Source organism: Ruegeria sp. AF3, assembly GCF_056536285.1.
Genome location: NZ_JBQFJM010000001.1, coordinates 2,633,551 through 2,651,690, shown reverse-complemented (window position 1 = coordinate 2,651,690; position 18,140 = coordinate 2,633,551). Strand labels below are relative to the sequence as shown.

General features: G+C 57.5%; 16 protein-coding genes and 2 pseudogenes. 9 read left to right on the top strand and 9 right to left on the bottom strand.

From position 1 onward, the window contains the following. The first annotated feature begins 19 nt into the window (after positions 1 to 19). Positions 20 to 679: a phosphoglycolate phosphatase gene (gph, locus tag ACR3FC_RS13380; protein ID WP_480475587.1), complete on the top strand. Its 660-nt coding sequence runs from the start codon at positions 20 to 22 to the stop codon at positions 677 to 679. 365 nt (positions 680 to 1,044) lie between these two features. Then, complete coding sequence (locus tag ACR3FC_RS13375) at positions 1,045 to 2,712, top strand: SulP family inorganic anion transporter (RefSeq protein ID WP_480475585.1); 1,668 nt, start codon at positions 1,045 to 1,047, stop codon at positions 2,710 to 2,712. A 7-nt stretch (positions 2,713 to 2,719) separates the two neighbouring features. On the opposite strand, the pseudogene ACR3FC_RS13370 reads toward ACR3FC_RS13375, so the two are convergent. The 4 genes and pseudogenes from ACR3FC_RS13370 to ACR3FC_RS13355 all read right to left on the bottom strand — a co-directional run. Then, positions 2,720 to 2,908: pseudogene (locus tag ACR3FC_RS13370) on the bottom strand (D-lactate dehydrogenase); the annotation flags it as partial. Positions 2,909 to 2,942: 34 nt separating this feature from the next. Further along, a pseudogene (locus ACR3FC_RS13365) lies at positions 2,943 to 3,389 on the bottom strand (integrase core domain-containing protein); the annotation flags it as partial. A gap of 119 nt (positions 3,390 to 3,508) precedes the next feature. After that, positions 3,509 to 4,075 carry a tetratricopeptide repeat protein gene (locus ACR3FC_RS13360; protein WP_480475583.1) on the bottom strand — a complete coding sequence of 189 codons (567 nt, stop codon included), beginning with the start codon at positions 4,073 to 4,075 and terminating at the stop codon, positions 3,509 to 3,511. A gap of 30 nt (positions 4,076 to 4,105) precedes the next feature. After that, entirely contained in the window at positions 4,106 to 4,588 is a 483-nt protein-coding gene (locus ACR3FC_RS13355) for an Lrp/AsnC family transcriptional regulator (RefSeq protein ID WP_480475581.1), read from the bottom strand. 108 nt (positions 4,589 to 4,696) lie between these two features. Here ACR3FC_RS13355 and putA point away from each other — a divergent pair, with 108 nt between their 5' ends. Together putA and ACR3FC_RS13345 are read left to right on the top strand one after the other, a co-directional pair. Continuing rightward, complete coding sequence (gene putA / locus ACR3FC_RS13350) at positions 4,697 to 8,095, top strand: bifunctional proline dehydrogenase/L-glutamate gamma-semialdehyde dehydrogenase PutA (protein ID WP_480475579.1); 3,399 nt, start codon at positions 4,697 to 4,699, stop codon at positions 8,093 to 8,095. A 42-nt stretch (positions 8,096 to 8,137) separates the two neighbouring features. Next, on the top strand, positions 8,138 to 8,881 hold the full coding sequence (locus tag ACR3FC_RS13345; RefSeq protein ID WP_480475577.1) for a rhomboid family intramembrane serine protease: 744 nt from the start codon (positions 8,138 to 8,140) through the stop codon (positions 8,879 to 8,881). Positions 8,882 to 8,899: 18 nt separating this feature from the next. Here ACR3FC_RS13345 and ACR3FC_RS13340 read toward each other — a convergent pair whose 3' ends face one another. Both ACR3FC_RS13340 and ACR3FC_RS13335 read right to left on the bottom strand, forming a co-directional pair. Further along, complete coding sequence (locus tag ACR3FC_RS13340) at positions 8,900 to 9,685, bottom strand: inositol monophosphatase family protein (RefSeq protein WP_480475575.1); 786 nt, start codon at positions 9,683 to 9,685, stop codon at positions 8,900 to 8,902. Positions 9,686 to 9,783: 98 nt separating this feature from the next. Beyond that, complete coding sequence (locus tag ACR3FC_RS13335; protein WP_480475573.1) at positions 9,784 to 10,689, bottom strand: LysR family transcriptional regulator; 906 nt, start codon at positions 10,687 to 10,689, stop codon at positions 9,784 to 9,786. Between the two features lie 94 nt (positions 10,690 to 10,783). Between ACR3FC_RS13335 and metF the strand changes: the two genes are divergently transcribed. After that, positions 10,784 to 11,650 (top strand): methylenetetrahydrofolate reductase [NAD(P)H], encoded by an 867-nt coding sequence (gene metF, locus ACR3FC_RS13330; protein ID WP_480475571.1) that lies wholly within the window; start codon positions 10,784 to 10,786, stop codon positions 11,648 to 11,650. Positions 11,651 to 11,879: 229 nt separating this feature from the next. Next, complete coding sequence (locus ACR3FC_RS13325) at positions 11,880 to 12,545, top strand: DnaJ domain-containing protein (protein WP_480475569.1); 666 nt, start codon at positions 11,880 to 11,882, stop codon at positions 12,543 to 12,545. A gap of 49 nt (positions 12,546 to 12,594) precedes the next feature. Here the strand turns inward: ACR3FC_RS13325 and ACR3FC_RS13320 are convergent, their stop codons facing one another. Then, the gene (locus tag ACR3FC_RS13320) at positions 12,595 to 13,113 is read right to left on the bottom strand and encodes a YHS domain-containing (seleno)protein (RefSeq protein ID WP_480475567.1); all 519 of its coding nucleotides are present in this window, start codon (positions 13,111 to 13,113) and stop codon (positions 12,595 to 12,597) included. 248 nt (positions 13,114 to 13,361) lie between these two features. Between ACR3FC_RS13320 and yghU the strand changes: the two genes are divergently transcribed. Next, positions 13,362 to 14,240, top strand: coding sequence for a glutathione-dependent disulfide-bond oxidoreductase (gene yghU / locus ACR3FC_RS13315; protein WP_480475565.1), 879 nt, complete (start codon positions 13,362 to 13,364; stop codon positions 14,238 to 14,240). Positions 14,241 to 14,299: 59 nt separating this feature from the next. Here the strand turns inward: yghU and ACR3FC_RS13310 are convergent, their stop codons facing one another. Continuing rightward, positions 14,300 to 15,088, bottom strand: coding sequence for an SseB family protein (locus tag ACR3FC_RS13310; RefSeq protein WP_480475563.1), 789 nt, complete (start codon positions 15,086 to 15,088; stop codon positions 14,300 to 14,302). Beyond that, positions 15,081 to 15,668: a uracil-DNA glycosylase family protein gene (locus ACR3FC_RS13305; protein ID WP_480475561.1), complete on the bottom strand. Its 588-nt coding sequence runs from the start codon at positions 15,666 to 15,668 to the stop codon at positions 15,081 to 15,083. The genes ACR3FC_RS13310 and ACR3FC_RS13305 overlap by 8 nt, the downstream gene beginning before the upstream one ends. A 249-nt stretch (positions 15,669 to 15,917) precedes the next feature. Between ACR3FC_RS13305 and ACR3FC_RS13300 the strand changes: the two genes are divergently transcribed. Next, complete coding sequence (locus ACR3FC_RS13300; protein WP_209504732.1) at positions 15,918 to 16,577, top strand: ABC transporter ATP-binding protein; 660 nt, start codon at positions 15,918 to 15,920, stop codon at positions 16,575 to 16,577. Continuing rightward, on the top strand, positions 16,555 to 18,138 hold the full coding sequence (locus ACR3FC_RS13295) for a capsule biosynthesis protein (RefSeq protein ID WP_480475559.1): 1,584 nt from the start codon (positions 16,555 to 16,557) through the stop codon (positions 18,136 to 18,138). The genes ACR3FC_RS13300 and ACR3FC_RS13295 overlap by 23 nt, the downstream gene beginning before the upstream one ends. The last annotated feature ends 2 nt before the right edge of the window (positions 18,139 to 18,140 follow it).

Genomic DNA, 18,140 nt, shown 5'->3' with positions numbered 1-18,140 from the left:
ATTGAAAGGCAAGCAAAACATGACCGCAGCAGTTGTTTTTGATCTGGATGGAACGTTGGTCGACAGCGTCGGGGACCTGGCAGCAGCGGCCAATAAAACGCTGAATGGCGTCGGTCACGATCCTATACCCGTTGATGTGGTCAGAGGGTTTGTTGGCAATGGCCTTCCCAAACTGGTCGAGCGCCTGATGCGACACTGTGATTTGCCCATGGATCGCCACGCGGAACTCACACAACAGACACTGAAGCATTACAATGCGGCCGTCAGTGCAACGACTGTGCCTTATCCCGGAGTTCCCGAAGCCCTGGAAAAACTGAAACAGATGGGGTGCGTTCTTGGTATCTGCACCAACAAACCCGAAGCACCCGCACGTCACGTGCTGGAGGCGCTCAACCTATCCCGGTTCTTCGACGTTGTTTTCGGAGGTGATACATTGCCAATTCGCAAACCGGATCCGGGCCACCTGCTGGAAAGCTTCAAAGCACTTGGGACCTCGGGCACACGCTTGTATGTCGGCGACAGCGAAGTCGACGCAGAAACAGCTGTAAACGCCAGGATACCGTTTCTGTTGTTCACGGAAGGGTACCGCAAAACCCCGGTGGCCAGTATACCGCACACCGTTGCGTACAGTGCATCCGAAACACTGCCGACACTCGTGACCAAATTGATCCAGAACTAAGTACGTTCACACGATGTCAGTTATCAAACGAATGGCTTGGGCTTTCGCGAACCCCTAAAAGTTAAGAGGGGCCGGTCGAGGGGGTGTGACCAGCCCCTCATCGGGGAAAGTAAATACCGTGTTTGTGTGTGGTAAGTACGGTAAGTCATGTGTACCCCCGATCGGCAGCCAGCGAAATTGGGGGATTCCCGTAGTTCGGCTAAAATAACTGTAAAACTGGAAAAAACAGCAATTCAGGCCACCCAATTTACCTGTGAAAATTTGCCTATAAGATGGCTTGACGGCTCGAACATTCAGTTCGCAAGCTGAATGCGGGTGAAAGGTAACCCATGGAAAAACAGGCCAGAAATCAGAGAGCGGCGCATTTGCAAATCCTGCAGGGCATTCTGCCTTTTGACTGTGCGCGCCTTCCGGCGGAAATGCTGGCTGGTCTGAGTTTTGCCTGTCTCGCGATCCCCGAAGTCATGGGTTACACCAAAATCGCCGGCACTCCGGTCATGTCCGGGCTGTATACAATCCTGATTCCCATGGCTCTGTTTGCGCTGTTCGGCTCGTCCCGACACCTTGTTGTCGGTGCCGATTCGGCGACTGCAGCCATCACCGCCTCGGGGCTGGCGGGCTTGGCGGTGTCCGGAACCTCCGAGTATCTGGCACTTGCGTCCTTGCTGGCACTTATGGCTGCCATGCTTTTGATAGGTGCGCGTGTCATAGGACTAGGGTTTCTGGCCGATTTCCTGTCCAGAACGGTATTGGTCGGCTTTCTGACCGGCGTAGGCATTCAGGTTGCGACAGGTCAAATCCCCGGATTGTTGGGCATCGAATCCGCTGGGCACGGAACACTTGCGAGATTGAAGTACGTTTATTTCAACATATCCAACGTCAACTGGCCAACCGTGATCGTCTCATCAGCCGTGCTGGGCATTGTCCTAGGATGCACAAGACTTTCGCGCAAAATCCCGGGGCCATTGGTTGCCATAGTCGGGGTGGTCCTGTGCAGTTGGGCCTTTTCATTCGGCACTTCCGGAATTTCGGTGTTGGGAGAGGTTGCCGGCGGTTTGCCCTCCTTCTCGATCCCGGACGTGCAGTGGAACTGGACCTTGTTTAAACAACTGCTTCCCACGGCCCTGTCCATCTTCGTTGTCATTCTGGCACAAAGCGCCGCCACATCGCGGGCATACGCCTCAAGATATGATGAGACATTCAACGAAAACACGGACCTGATCGGACTGGGTCTTGCAAATTTTGGGGCTGCATTCATGGGAACATTTGTGGTCAATGGCAGCCCCACAAAGACCGAGATGGTCACCAGCGCCGGAGGGCGCAGCCAGGTAGCGCAGCTGACAACAGTGGTAATAGTTCTGTTGGTTATCCTGTTTCTGACCAAGCCTTTAGCCTATCTTCCCACAGCAGCACTGTCGGCCATCGTTTTCCTGATCGGTCTCAAGCTGATCGACCTGCACGGAATGGCAACAATTTACAGGCAGGCCCGGTCCGAGTTCTGGGTTGCCACGGCAACTGCCACCGTGGTCGTTCTGGTTGGGGTCGAGCAAGGCGTCATTTTTGCCATGGTCCTGTCTCTGGTCGACCACACGCGCAGGGGATATCGCCCAAAGAATTCGGTAGTATTGCGCACTGAGTCAGGTGGCTGGCGTTCAAAGGGATTGGAAGCGCCAAACCAGTTCGAACCCGGTCTGGTAATCTACCGGTTTTCACACGGTATGTACTACGCGAACATGCAGATTTTCACCGAGGAAGTGACAACAATCGTTCAGAACGCAGACGGCAACCTGACATGGTTCTGCATCGACGCCTCGGCAATTGACGTTGTCGATTTCACAGCCGGGTTCACTTTGCGCAGTATCGCCAATTTCCTGCGATCAAAGGGGATACGGCTGGTTTTCACGCTGGTCGAGCCAGATGTGAAAGCCGAGCTGGATTGCTACGGCATCACAGAACTGATTGGTGAAACTGCGTTTTATGAAAACGGCAAAGCCCTGCTGGATGCCTATCACACGCGCCCAAATCCCATGTGACCGTTAATCACCTGTAGCTTCGCGCCTTGTGCATTTTCCCGTTCCCCGGATTGAAAGAGTTGGCCGGATCGCAGCAATTGTAATGCGCCGCCAAATCGGGTTTGGCTTTGTACATGTGCCCCACATAGTGTTCGGCAGAATTTTCCGCACCGCATTCGTCAAACAGGGTCAGCATTGCCGCCTTCAGCGCGCTCGGTCGCGTGCCCCTATCGGGTAGTCCGGTTTGTTTGTTAGTGCATCGTGGGCCTCTGGTCTATCGGGACGATGCTTTCGGGCGCAGGCGGGCAGGAGCCCAACGCGCTGTGCGGCCTGACGGTGTTGTAGTGGATACGAGATTGCTCGATCAGAGTTTGCGCCTCCTTTAGGCTTTAGAAGATTTCGCCGTTGAGCAGCTCATCCCGGAACCGGGCGTTGAAGCTTTCGCAATGACTGTTCTCCTAGGGTGATCCCGGTTCGATGTAAGCCGTCTTCGCCCCGACAGCTGCAATCCACTCCCGCACCTTCTGGGCGATAAATTCCGGCCCATTGTCGGATCTTATGAATGCCGGCGGGCCGCGGAGGATGAACAGGTCAGTCAATGCATTCAGCACATCTGTTGAGTTGAGCTTACGATCGACGCGGATCATCAGCGCCTCGCTGGTGTATTCGTCAATGATGTTCAGCGTCCGATACACGCCCACGCCAGTCAGAACCCATACCACTGGATAGCCAGTGAACAACTCCGAAGGGGTCCAACACAACCAGTTTGCCCGCAAGAAGGTTAGGTTTCCCTTGCGGTTCTTTCGAAAACCCGGCGTCAGATATCTTGACCGGGCGGTTCCAAAAGACCGCCGGGTTCTAACAATGCCCGCTCTGACAGCCATGGGTTAAGTTCTAGCGCCTCGGCAAGGGCAGCGCGCGCGTCGTCAAGGCGCTTCAGACCCAACAATGACAAGGCGCGACCGCTCAGCGCACCTATGTGGTTCGGCGACAACTCGATCGTGACATTCAGATCCTGCAAGGCAGCAGCGAAGTCTTGTCTGAGATAGTTCACAAATGCGCGCTGATTGTAGCCTTCGGCGTAGTTCGGGCAGTAATCGACAAGCTGGTCAAGCTCTTCCAACGCGCCCAGTAAATCCCAAGCCTCCCGCCGTGCCATTCCCCGGTCCAGCAAGCCTTGCGCACGCGCATCCGGCGCGTCCGTCCAAAGCTCCCACATCTGGTTGGAAATAACGCGCGCATCACTTTGCGATTCTGCCTTCCGAACCTGATTGATTAGCGCATCCACACCTTCTGAATGATCCGGAGCATCAGGGCAGGACTGGGCGTGCGCCGCACAAGACAAGGCAACAACAGAAAGAGCAGCGAGGAAAGCATGTGTCATGTACCAAGGATGGCTCGTAATCCTGATCCGTCAAGCCTGATGCTCGAACCCACCCAAACTGCCGGCTTCCTTAACCGCCTCCATCGCCACAAAGGTCGAGGTGCTGGCGACATGCGGCATGGATGAAATCTTTTCGGCCAGAACACGACGATACTCTGACATCGTGGCTGTGCGGACCTTCAACAAATAGTCGAAATTCGAAGCAATCATATGGGCTTGCTCGACCTCGGCAGTTTTTCGGACAGCCGCATTGAACTCGGCCAGTGCCTTTTCGCGGGTATCGGTCAGGCGCACTTCGACAAAGGCAACGTGGTCCAGCCCCAGTCTGATCGGATCCAGCATCGCCCGGTATCCTTTGATCACCCCGCTTGCTTCAAGCCGTTTCAGGCGCGCCTGTGTCGGTGATTTCGACAGACCAATTTCGCGCGCAAGATCGGCGACCGAAATGCGCCCATCCTCGGCCAGAATTCTCAGAATCGACCGGTCAAACCGGTCCAGGTCAGGAAAGTTCATTTGCGCTGCTCTCTGGCGAAATTTCAGGTGTTCCGCCTTCAATTATCGTAAACTCAGGCGATTGTCCTGAGTTTTCGCAGGTATATTGGCACAAAGACCGGAGGACTCATGTCTCATACCCTGCGTACATTAATCGACACCTCAACCTATGCTGACCAGTCGGCGATCCTTGAAACCCTGATCTCTCAGGCCAGCCTGAGCGCCACAGACCGCAGCGCCATCAGCGCCGCCGCCGCGCAGCTTGTGCGCGACATCCGCTCCAGCACGTCTCCGGGGTTGATGGAGGTGTTTCTTGCCGAATACGGCCTGTCCACCGACGAAGGCGTCGCCCTGATGTGCCTGGCCGAAGCGCTGTTGCGCGTGCCGGATGCCGACACGATTGACGCGTTGATTGAAGACAAAATTGCCCCTTCGGACTGGGGCAAGCATCTTGGGCACTCGTCTTCATCCTTGGTGAACGCCTCAACCTGGGCGCTGATGCTGACGGGCAAGGTTCTGGACGAAGGCAAGGCCTCGCCTGTTGGCGCCCTGCGCGGGGCCATCAAGCGATTGGGTGAACCCGTGATCCGTACCGCCGTGTCGCGGGCGATGAAGGAAATGGGGCGGCAATTCGTGTTAGGTGAATCCATCAACGCCGCGATGGAGCGTGCGCGCGGGATGGAAAACAAGGGATATACCTACTCCTACGACATGCTGGGAGAGGCCGCGCGAACCGAGGCGGACGCCGCGCGATATCACCTGTCGTATTCACGCGCCATCTCGGTCATCGCCGAAGCCTGCACCCATGAGGATATCCGCGCCAACCCGGGAATTTCAGTCAAGTTGTCAGCCCTGCATCCCCGTTATGAATTAGCGCAGGAAAAGCGCGTGATGGATGAACTGGTTCCCCGACTGCGGGCGCTGGCCCTTTTGGCCAAGGCCGCTGGTATGGGGCTAAACGTCGACGCCGAAGAGGCGGATCGCCTGTCTTTGTCACTGCAGGTGATTGAGGCGGTGATGTCCGATCCGGCGCTGGCCGGCTGGGATGGGTTCGGCATCGTGGTTCAGGCTTATGGGCCACGCGCGTCGCTGGTTCTGGACACGCTCTATGACATGGCGGAACGCTACGATCGCAAGCTGATGGTCCGTCTGGTCAAAGGCGCCTATTGGGATACCGAGATCAAACGCGCGCAGGTCGAAGGTGTGGACGGCTTTCCCGTCTTCACCCACAAGGCGGTCACCGATGTGTCCTATATCGCCAATGCGCGCAAATTGCTGGGCATGACAGACCGGATCTATCCGCAATTCGCCACCCACAACGCCCATACAGTCAGCGCCATCCTGCACATGGCCGAAGGTCAGCCTTTTGAATTCCAGCGCCTGCATGGCATGGGCGAGACATTGCATCAGCTTGTGATGAACAGGCAGAAGACCCGCTGCCGAATTTATGCACCGGTTGGCGCGCATCGTGACCTGCTGGCCTACCTTGTGCGGCGTTTGCTGGAAAACGGAGCGAACTCATCCTTCGTCAACCAGATTGTCGACGATAACGTCCCGCCGGAAGTGGTTGCCGCAGATCCGTTTGTTACTGTTCAAACGCCTCCGCCCCCGCTGCCCACCGGCCCCGAACTGTTCCAGCCGGATCGCCCCAATTCCAAGGGCTTCGATCTGCACCACACCCCAACGCTGGACAAGGTTGACGCAGCGCGGGACCAGTTCCGCGCGTATCACTGGTATGCACAGCCCTTGCTGGCTGACGCTGCCAAACCCCAGGCGGATGAGCAGGTAATCAACCCGGCGAATCCTCCCGACAAGCCGGGCGCGGTGGCTCCGGCGAGTGAAGCAGATGTGGAACTGGCGCTGGCTTCGGCAAAGCCGTGGCAGGCCCCGGCAGTCGAACGTGCCCGCATCCTGAACTCTGCCGCCGATCTTTACGAAACGCATTTTGGCGAGTTGTTCGCCCTGCTGGCGCGTGAGGCTGGCAAATCGCTGCCCGACGCGGTGGCCGAACTGCGTGAGGCGGTGGATTTCCTACGTTACTACGCCGCCAACATTCCCGATGCCGAGCCCGCTGGCATATTTACCTGCATCAGCCCGTGGAACTTCCCGCTGGCGATTTTTTCCGGGCAGGTTTCGGCTGCTTTGGCGACCGGAAATGCCGTCCTGGCTAAGCCTGCACCGCAGACACCCCTGATCGCGCACCGCGCCATTCAATTGCTGCATGAGGCTGGTGTGCCGCGCGACACGCTGCAATTGCTGCCGGGTGGTCCGGCCGTGGGCGCGGCGCTGACATCGGATGCGCGCGTCTCGGGCGTGGCCTTCACTGGTTCAACGGCAACCGCTCTCAGGATACGGTCGGCAATGGCTGGGTCCATGCGCCCCGGCACCCCGCTGATCGCGGAAACCGGCGGCCTGAACGCCATGATCGTTGACAGCACTGCACTTCCGGAACAGGCCGTGCAATCGATCATTGAAAGTGCCTTTCAATCCGCGGGCCAGCGGTGTTCGGCACTGCGATGCCTGTACCTGCAACAGGATATCGCAGATGACGTGCTGACCATGCTCAAAGGGGCAATGGATGCCCTGCGCATCGGGGACCCCTGGCTGATCTCTACCGATTGCGGCCCGGTGATCGACGCGCAGGCCCGGCAGGTCATCGCCGATCACGTCGCTACGGCACGGGCCGAAGGGCGCGTTCTGAAAGAGCTGCCGCTGCCGCCCGAAGGCATCTTTGTTGCCCCAACGTTGATCGAAATCTCGGGCATTGCCGCGCTGGAGCGTGAGATTTTTGGCCCCGTGTTGCACGTGGCAAGATTCAAAGCGCAGGAGATCGACAAGGTCATCGCGGATATCAACGCAACCGGATACGGGCTGACCTTTGGCCTGCAAACCCGGATCGACGACCGGGTGCAGCATGTGACCGAAGCTATCCATGCCGGAAACATCTATGTAAACCGCAATCAGATCGGTGCCATCGTTGGCTCCCAACCTTTTGGCGGTGAAGGGCTGTCAGGCACCGGCCCGAAGGCGGGCGGCCCGAATTACATGGCCCGGTTTTGTGCACCGGATCGGCAAATCACGACAGAAACCTGGGAGCATTTGGCAGACCTACCTGCTCCTCAGGGCCAGCCGGCCCCAATCCGGACCCGTTCTCTGCCCGGCCCAACCGGAGAATCGAACCGGCTAAGCGAATATCCCCGCCCGCCTCTTCTGTGCATGGGGCCGGGGGAAACGGCAGCGCGCGCGCAGGCTGACGCCGTACAGGCGCTGGGTGGCACGGCCATTCAGGCAACCGGAATGCTTGACCTTCACCGGTTGGAGAACCTGACCGGTATCTCTGGTGTCCTTTGGTGGGGCGACGCTGAAACCGCGCAGCAGATCGAACAGCACCTGGCCCGCCGGAACGGTCCCATTGTGCCCCTGATTCCGGGCAGACCCGACCGCGCGCGTGTGCTGGGTGAACGCCATGTGTGTGTCGATACGACCGCAGCCGGCGGAAACGCTGCGTTGTTGGGAGGTGCGGCATAAGCTTGCCTTGACGCTGGGCGCGCAAAAGCCCAGCGTCACCTCATGTTTCCGATCCGCGACCATAACCCCTCAGGGCGCACGCCTTATGTTGTCTACGCCTTATTGGCGGCCAACATCCTGATCTTCCTCAGCTATGTGGGGATCATGAATGATGCGCCACTGATAAACCGGTTGTTCTTCGACTATGCCATCATCCCGGCGCGGGTCAGCGACTGGGTTGGCCTGGAAACCCTTGTGACATCCATGTTCCTGCATGGGGGCTGGATGCATCTTGCCGGGAACATGCTGTTCTTATGGATATTCGGCGACAATCTGGAAGACGAAATGGGCCATCTGCCCTTTTTACTGTTCTATCTGGTCGCAGGTATCGGCGCAGGTCTGATCCATGTGGCTACAGGGCCGGACTCTCAGGTGCCTACCGTCGGCGCCTCGGGCGCGATTGCAGGTGTCATGGGTGGATACCTGCTGCTGTTTCCCAAGGCGCGTGTGGATATTCTGCTGATCCTAGTTGTCTATTTCAGGGTCTTTACCATCCCCGCCTTCATCATGCTGGGCGTGTGGCTGGCGATTCAGTTCTTTGGCAGCGTCACCAGCAACCCGGACGAAGGCGGTATCGCCTATTGGGCCCATACCGGCGGGTTTGCCGTGGGCCTGATCCTATGCGTGCCATTGTGGCTGCGGCGCGGTGGCGTGCAGTTTTGGAACCGCACGCACGGGCACCCGCCCCACCCAGAGGCAACGTACAAGCTGTCGCAGTCACGTATTCCGCGCGTTCCGCGTCGATAAAGCTGGGCTAAGAGGCGATCAGCCCCGGATGACTTTGGCGAATTGATCAAAGATCGGTTCATTCGAACAGATCACTTCACCATCTTCTAGCGCGTTGCCCTCGAGGTTCAGGGCCTGTACGAAGCCGCCCGCCTCTTTCACGATGATGATACCGGCGGCAACATCCCACGCGTTCAGGCGGCGTTCCCAGAAACCTTCGTACCGACCCGCGGCCACATATGCCATGTCAAGCGCCGCAGCACCCCAACGGCGCACACCGGCGCAAGCGGGCATCAGACGCGCCAGATCCTGCAGGGTTGCAGGCAGGTCAGAACGACCCCCAAAGGGCAGGCCGGTTGCAAAGATCGATTCAATCATGCGGTGACGCCCCGACACACGAATTCGGGTGTCGTTCATCCACGCACCTTCGCCTTTTTCAGCAAAGAACATCTCATCCTTGGCAGCATCATAGATCACGCCAGCAACGATCTTGCCCTTATGTTCCAGTGCAATCGAAATTGCCCAATGCGGCAGGCCATGTAGAAAATTGGTGGTGCCGTCCAGCGGATCGACGATCCAGCGGCGGGTCGGGTCTTCTCCGTCGATGGAACCGCCCTCTTCGGCCAGCCAGCCATAGGTCGGGCGTGCGCCCAGCAATTCGTCCTTCAGGATGGCCTCGGCCGCGATGTCGGCCTTGGAGACAAAGTCGCCCGCGCCTTTCATCGACACCTGCAGATTCTCGACTTCACGAAAGTCCTTGACCAAAGAACGCCCCGCCTTGCGCGCGGCCTTGATCATGATGTTGAGATTTGCACTGCCAACCATTGTAAAAGGGCTCCTGTCCGGTCAAACCGCGCGTATACTGCCGCAAGGCTTCCTTGCCAAGAGGAATGATACGCATAACAGACCCGCAGAAAACGCCTCTACCGGGATTGCAGCTTGTGCGCCTCTTCGCGGGCCAGTTTCACCAGTTCCTGCACGTAGGGTTTATCCAGATCATCTGATCGGACCGCTGCGTAAAGGCGACGCGTGATCCCCTCTTTGGTCAGGGGCCGGGTCACATAGTCCGAGTTGTATTTGACCTCGCGCACGACCCAATCCGGCAGAACCGAGATGCCTCGGTTTGATGCCACCAGAAGCAGGATCACAGCTGTCAGTTCCACCTGCCTGATCGAGGCAGGTTCGACCCGTGCAGGGATCAACAATTGGCTGAACACATCCAGACGTGTGCGTTCCACCGGGTAGGTGATCAGGGTCTGGCCTCGGAAATCCTCAGCCTCGATATAGGCTTTTTCCGCCAGTGGATGGGCTGATGCAGCGACAAAGACGGGGTTGTAGTCAAACAGTTCCACAAACTCGACACCCGGCAGATCTTCGGGATCGGATGAGACCACCAGATCAACCTCTTCCTTCTGCAAGGCTGGAAGGGCGTCGAAGGCCAGACCGGGTCGAATATCTACATCCACATCGCCCCAGGATTTCCTGAAGGATTCGAGAACCGGAAACAGCCATTCGAAACACGCGTGACATTCGATGGCGATATGCATCCGTCCGGTACGCCCGTCCCGCAGCGATGAAAACTCATTCTGTGCCGCCTCGACCTGCGGCAGGATCTGCTCGGCCAACCGCAGCAGACGCAAACCGGCGGCTGACAGCTTCATCGGCTTTGAACGTCGCAGAAACAGCTCGACCCCGGCCTGATCCTCCAACCCTTTGACCTGATGACTCAATGCGGATTGGGTGATGTTCAATTGGTCGGCAGCGCGTGCCAACCCACCACATTCATGGATCGCCTTGATGGTTCGCAGGTGCCGGAATTCAATGTGCATCTCAAGTATCGTTCATGTTGTTGTTGAATAATATGAGTTTGTCTCACAATGCCTGTCATGGCACAAGATAGTCAGTTGATCCAGTGAGGCAGCCATGTCCAAACCCGAAATTTCATTCGAGTTCTTTCCGCCCAAAACTCTGGAGGCTTCTTTCCGCCTTTGGGATACGGTCCAGACATTGGCACCGCTGGAGCCCCGTTTTGTTTCCGTCACCTACGGTGCAGGCGGTACGACCCGGGAACTGACGCGCGACGCGGTCGCAACCCTGCATAAATCCTCTGGATTGAACGTCGCTGCGCATCTGACCTGTGTTGACGCTTCGCGGCAGGAAACGCTGGAGATCGCCGACACATTCGCACGTGCGGGCGTGCAGGACATCGTGGCCCTGCGGGGCGACCCGCCAAAAGGGCATGATCGGTTCGTACCGCACCCCGAAGGCTTTAACAGTTCGATTGAGTTGATTGAGGCGCTGGCTGAAACCGAAATGTTCAGCATCCGTGTCGGGGCTTATCCTGACAAGCACCCTGAAGCCGCCGACATGTCAGCAGACGTGGATTGGCTGAAGGCCAAACTTGACGCGGGCGCTGACGAAGCGCTGACGCAATTCTTTTTCGAGGCCGAAACCTTCTTTCGTTTCCGTGATGCCTGCGCCAAGGCAGGTATCAATAAACCGATCGTTCCGGGCATTCTGCCGATAGAAAACTGGGCAGGTGCGCGCAAGTTCGCCAAAAGCTGTGGCACACATATTCCCGATTGGGTCGAACAAGCCTTTGAAAAGGCCGTGCGCGACGGGCGTGAGGATCTGCTGGCAACTGCGATCTGCACCGAGTTGTGCTCGGACCTGATCGAAGGTGGCGTGGACAAGCTGCATTTCTATACCCTGAACCGCCCGGAATTGACGCGCGATGTGTGCTTTGCCCTTGGGATCACGCCGCAGGTCGATCTTCAAAACGTCGCCTGACAACTGAAAAATCCAATGATTCGCCCGGGTTACTAACTTGTCCGGGCGTTTTCCTTTTCTTGTGCGTGACCTGTATCACAGTTACATCCGTGAATTCACGCCTTTGCGGAACAATGGATTCTTCGCATCGCGATTGTTGTCAGCTTCCCTCTCAATCAACAGTGAAATTTGACAAAACCATGCCCTCGGCAACACTAGGGGTGTGTAGTTTTTAATGAGTGTTTTGAGTATGGAATCTGTCGATAAGGTCAGGGCACGCACGGATGCCCTGGCAGATCTGGGCCTGAACCCGTCTGCCAATTCCAGTGAAATACGAGAGGCGTGGCGTCACATCGCCTTTCACACGCATCCTGATCACAAGGAAGGCGACAGTTCCGGGTTTTCACGCGCCAAGGCAGCCTATGATTTTCTGCGCAAAGAAGGGCTGGCGACAAAGGGCGGTGCCGCTGCTGGCCCGCCACAACCACGTCGGGCACGGTTGAAGAAACGAATCATCGAGCTTCCGCAGGAGGATATTGCCGCATGCGAGGCGATGCTGAATCCCGGGCAGGCGCTGTCGCATATGAACAGTCAGACTGGTATTCAACCCAAATGCGGCAGCGATGTTGCTGACCATGTTCCCGACGCGGTCGGATGCTATGGGCGGCACCTGACTTACTTTGTCACGACTCCGGTCAATCAGGGCGCAAATCGTGTGGCTTTGCCAACGACCGTTCTGACCAGTGCGCGGCACACCACAGCGGAAATCCTGAGCTTTCAGTCCAGCGACACGGGCGCCGGGGAGGTTGTCATTCCCGATACGATCCGCGAACGCAAATTTCCGGGTGCCAAGAGCGTCAGGATCCGGTTTGACGCCGACCAGACGATACGGGATCAGTTCTGGCTTGCTGGCTGAACGAAAAAGCCCGGCTGGGTAAGCCGGGCTTTGTGCAATTTTGGCCGGGTCAGTTTTTCACCGGACCTTCCGAGGTAAATTTCGGGATCACGCTGGTCGAGGCGTCAGACGGCTCGATACCCGGCCAGTTGCCTTCAGCAAGGTTGATGTTGCCCGGAATGTCTTCTTCGAAGAACCCGACGACCACATCCGTGATGTTGAGATACAGCTTGTCGTCAACGATCCGCCACAAGTTCGGGTTTGCCGGAACCTTGCCACCGCGCGACACGCCATAGGCGCAGTGCCCATCATATTGCGGCGCATAATAGGCCGGGTTTTCCAGAAATTTGTCGCGGTTTTCCTCGGACGAGAATGCCCAGGTTGCACCATTGTATTCGGCAGTAATGCTGGCATTGCCACGCACGCCTTCGTGCTGTGGCTGACCTACCGGTACCTGATCCAGGTTGCGATAGGCGACAACATCATACCCCGAGACGGCAAACCCTGTGCCGTCAATATATTGCGGCCCGGCAAATGCCGGAACGGCCAGGGCCATGGCCGCAGCAAAGGTCAAAGCAAAGCGTTTCATGTAGTTTATCCTTTTCGTTCCAGCGGTATCGGTGACGCCGTGATGGCAGGTCTGGCAAAACAATATGCGATTCCCATTCTGTTCGTAGCCCTCCTCGCGCCGCTGTGACCCCTCTCGAGCAAACGTGAGAGTTTGGTCGCGGATTATTACAAATTATGCCGGAAAAGCTGGGTTGGACTCGGCGGATTGCAACACTACCTGTAAGACTGCACCGAACGCGGCCCGGACAAAGGCATGAAAGGCAAGAAATGAGCGACCAATCTTCGTATACCCCACCAGCAGTCTGGACATGGGATAGTGAAAGTGGCGGACAGTTCGCCAACATTAACCGACCTATTGCCGGCGCAACCTATGACAAGGACTTGCCGGTTGGACGTCACCCATTGCAGTTGTATTCCCTTGCCACGCCCAACGGTGTCAAAGTCACGGTAATGCTGGAAGAGTTGCTGGCATTGGGTCACGAAGGCGCTGAATACAACGCCTGGCTGATCAACATCGGCGATGGCGACCAGTTCGGTTCAGGGTTTGTCGAGGCCAACCCAAACTCGAAAATTCCGGCCCTTTGGGATCGCTCTGGCGACAAGCCGGTTCGGGTGTTTGAAAGTGCCTCAATCCTGTTTCATCTGGCTGAGAAGTTCGGAGAGTTTCTGCCCGCGTCCGGGCCGGAACGGACCGAAGTCATGAACTGGATATTCTGGCAAATGGGCAGCGCCCCTTATCTGGGTGGCGGGTTTGGCCATTTCTACGCTTACGCGCCTGAAAAGTGGGAATACCCGATCAACCGCTTTGCGATGGAGGCAAAACGCCAGTTGGACGTTCTGGACAGGGAACTGGCGAACAAGACCTATATCGCGGGCGAGGAATATACCATTGCCGACATGGCGATCTGGCCGTGGTACGGTCAACTGGTTCTGGGCCGACTGTATAGCGCGGCAGAGTTCCTTGACGCAGAATCCTACAAGAACGTGGTGCGCTGGGCCAAGGCGATAGACGCGCGGCCTGCGGTTCAGCGTGGCCGTATGGTCAACCGCGCCTTTGGCGAGCCGCACACACAGCTTCACGAGCGTCACGACGCCAGCGATTTCGAAACACGTACGCAGGACAAACTGGACGCTGCTGCGGAATAGCAGCGTCCCATCCTGGTGGCACGCGGCGCAACATGCGCCGCGTGTTTGCGTTTTGGTCGTTATTTCAGAATTGGCGGTTTCGCGGGATTGCTGCCCGGAACCTCGCGCACCAGATCTGCAACCTGCGGTTCGGGCAGGTCAAAGCGAAGCCCGGTCTTCGCCAACAGCGCGGCAGCGACGTCATCTGTGGCAAAGAACCCGACATCCATCGCCCCCGCCTCGATCCCGGAAAACGTCAGCGCCTCCGAAGCTGCTTTGGCCAGGGCGGGCTCGGCCCCTTCGATTGCACCGACAAACCCCAGCAAATGACCCTGAGCGCCCGCCTCGGATTTCGTGGCGACCAGATAGGCTGCACTGGCAAGCCCGCCAGCAGTTGCCAGCTTTGCATCAAGGGCGGTCAACAGGCTGTCCGGCAAACCGGCGGGAGGCATGAACTCGGCCAGCTTTTCCTCGACCTCTTCCGGGCCAAGCTGCAACGTTTCGGCCAGCCAGCCCAAGGCCTCGGCAGGCACCAGCATGGATGATGGAGCAGTTTCCAGGTTCAGGCCCAGCCCGATACCCTGACCCGCCAGCATCCCCGACAACACGCGCCCCGACAGCGCAACATAAGGCACGGGCCGCCCGGCAAACCGCGCCAATCGTTCCTCGCGGTCGAAAGCCAACACAAAGCGCCCATCGGCCACATCGAACACTTCGGGCGAGATGTTTTCGCCCACCGCTTCCTCGGTCAGCATCAAAAACAGCTCGCTATCTGCAAGCCGTTCAAAAAACCGCAGACGGGTGGCATCGTTCTGCGGATCTGCCAGCATCGTGGCATGCGCCGTGTCCAACGCTGTGGTTTCAGTCATTCAGCACCTCTTGAACCCGCGCGCGCAGAACCGGCAGCAGTTCTGCCTCGAACCACGGGTTTTTCTTTACCCATGCCGTATTCCGCCAGGACGGATGAGGCAAGGCAAAGACCCGCGGCGCATGGTCCTGCCAGTTCCGAACGGTATCTGTCACCGACCCGCGCGCGCCCAGATGATATTTATGCGCATGACCGCCGACCAACACCGTCAACGGCACCTGCCCCAGTTCCTGCATCACCCTGTCATGCCAGGTATTGCCGCATATCACGGGCGGAGGAAGGTCCGCACCGCGGGCATCATAGCCGGGGAAACAGAATGCCATGGGCACAATCGACACGAGGTCACGATCATAAAAAACAGGTTCATTGACCCCAAGCCAGTGGCGCAGCCTGTCGCCTGACGGGTCAGTAAAGGGCTGCCCCGACTCGTGCACGCGCGCACCCGGTGCCTGCCCTGCGATCAGGATGGGTGTTCCGCGCCGAAACCAAACCACCGGGCGGGGTTCATGAGCAGTTTTGGTTTGCGTAAAGGACGCAGCGCACAGGCGGCACGCGCGGATTTCGCCATCTAGATTTTCCATCTGGTTGCGTAACCTCCCAAAGCTGTTTTGCAAAGATCAGGTGTGAAACCACATAATAAAGGTGCGGCAGATTACCAGAAGTGCAGCGGAATTGCCGACAACCGATCAGTTGTTTGCGGGTTTGGCAGCAACGCATTGAACATTTGTTTCGTAATTCGACATAATGTAGCCAACATGGATTGGTAAAAACCATCCTTTCTGACCGCCTGAAAGCGCGGCGACACAACGGAAACGAGCAGCAGGCCCCGAATGCTAGAGTTCGACAATGTCAGCAAGTCCTTCTGGACCGGGACGCGCCGCAAGGTGATCCTGGACAGGGTCTCGTTCCGTGTCGAACTGGGTACGTCGCTGGGCGTTCTGGCCCCGAATGGTACTGGCAAAACCACACTGATCAACATGATGGCCGGTCTGGAAAAGCCCGACGAAGGTGTGATCCGCCGCGAATGCCGGGTCTCTTTTCCCATGGGTTTTACCGGGGGTGTAACCGGCAAGTTGTCAGCGCTTGAGAACGCGCGATACATCGCCAAGATTTACGGCATGGACCCGGACTATGTTGAGGCGTATTGCAAATGGCTCTGCGGCTTGGGTGAATATTTCGAACAGCCGTTGTCCACCTATTCTTCGGGGATGCGATCACGATTCACGTTTTCTTTGATGCTGGCGCTGGATTTCGACATGTATCTTGTCGATGAAGGGATGCCAGCATCTACCGATGTTGAATTCAACGAAAAGGCAGGGGCGATCCTGAAGGAAAGGTTGCGCACTACGACTTTGGTGATCGTGTCGCACAGCCCGACTGTATTGGAGAAATTCGCTCAGCAAGCCGCCGTTCTGCTGGACGGGCAATTGTACATGTTTGACTCCTTGGAAGAGGCAAAGCAGCTATATGACTACGAAACCCAAGGTTAGAAAGTACAACTGGCGCAACAATCGTCAGGTGGAAGATTCGGCCGAGGCGCGTGCGGATGCAATCTCTCGCATACGGGGCGCGACGCAAGGCCAGGCACCAGCGGCCGAGGCTCAGCCAGGCACGCAAATTGACGACATCAAGCGCGAAGGCCTGACAGGCCGCCAGTTGCGCATCGCGCGAAAACTGGCGCAGAAACACGGACTGGCAGCAACATCGGACTATGATGCGGTGCGCTTGCTGCGCAAGAAAGGCATTGATCCGTTTCAGCGCACGAACCTTCTTGATCTTGCCGCGGCAAAGCCCTCGGCACAGGGCGACAGTTCGAAGGTCAAAGACAAGATCAGCATTCAGTTGCCGCAATCCATTGGCGCAAGCACACCGAACCTTCCGGGACCCGAGCTCAGCCCGGCTGAGCGGCGCAACCTTGAAATCGGTCAGATTCAGAAGGACATCGCGCGTCGACGCAGGCGTAAGCTGTTTGGCCTTTTCGCACGTTTGGCCGCTTTTGTGTTCCTGCCGACTTTTGTTGTGGGGTTCTATTTCTATCGCATCGCCACCCCGATGTATGCCAGCGATTCCGAGTTTCTGATCCTGCAAGCCGATGGCGGGCCAGGCTCTATCGGCGGGCTGCTTGCCGGGACGCAATTCGCCACCACGCAGGATTCCATCTCGGTTCAGTCTTTCCTGGAGTCGAAAGAGGCTTTGTTGCTGCTGGATCGGGACGCAGGGTTTTCCGATGTCTTCAGGCAGGAAAAGATTGATCCGATTCAAAGGCTATCACCCGACGCCACGCTGGAAGACGCATACAAGCTGTTCAAACGCATGATCACCATCGGGTATGACCCAACCGAAGGGGTCATTCGGATGGAGGTTGTAGCACCGGACGCACAGACCTCGACCGAGTTCTCGGAGCGTTTGATCTCTTACGCCGAAGATCGGGTGAATGCCCTGTCCGGCAAGAAGCGCGAAGACCAGATGCGCGATGCATTGGAAAGCTTTGAAGCGGCGCAGGAGGCGCGGCGGCAGGCGCAGGAGGAATTGATCGAGCTTCAGCTTCAAGGGGCGGTGCTGGACCCCGAGAATGTCATTGCCAGCCTGCGCGCCCGCATCAACGAGATCGAGATATTGGTGCAGGACAAAGAGCTTGAACTTGCCGCCCTGCAGGACAACCTGCGCCCGAACAAAGCCAAGGTTGACGGTGTCAAGGCTGACATTGCCCGGCTTGAAAAGGTGCTGGAACAACTGAATGCCGAGATGCAGGATGCTTCCGATGGCGAAAATTCGCTGGCGCGGTTGAGCGTGCGCATCCAGATCGCTCAAGCGGATCTGGCGGCGCGGGACATGATGCTGCAAACGGCAATGCAGCAAATGGAATCGACCCGATCCGAAGCCAATCGGCAGGTGCGTTATCTGACCGTCTCGGTGAACCCGATCCCCAGTCAGGAACCCAGCTATCCGCGCAAGTTCGAAAATACGATTTTGGCATTCCTGTTGTTTGCTGGTATCTACCTCATGATCTCGCTTACCGCGTCGGTCCTTCGTGAACAGGTATCCTCATAAGA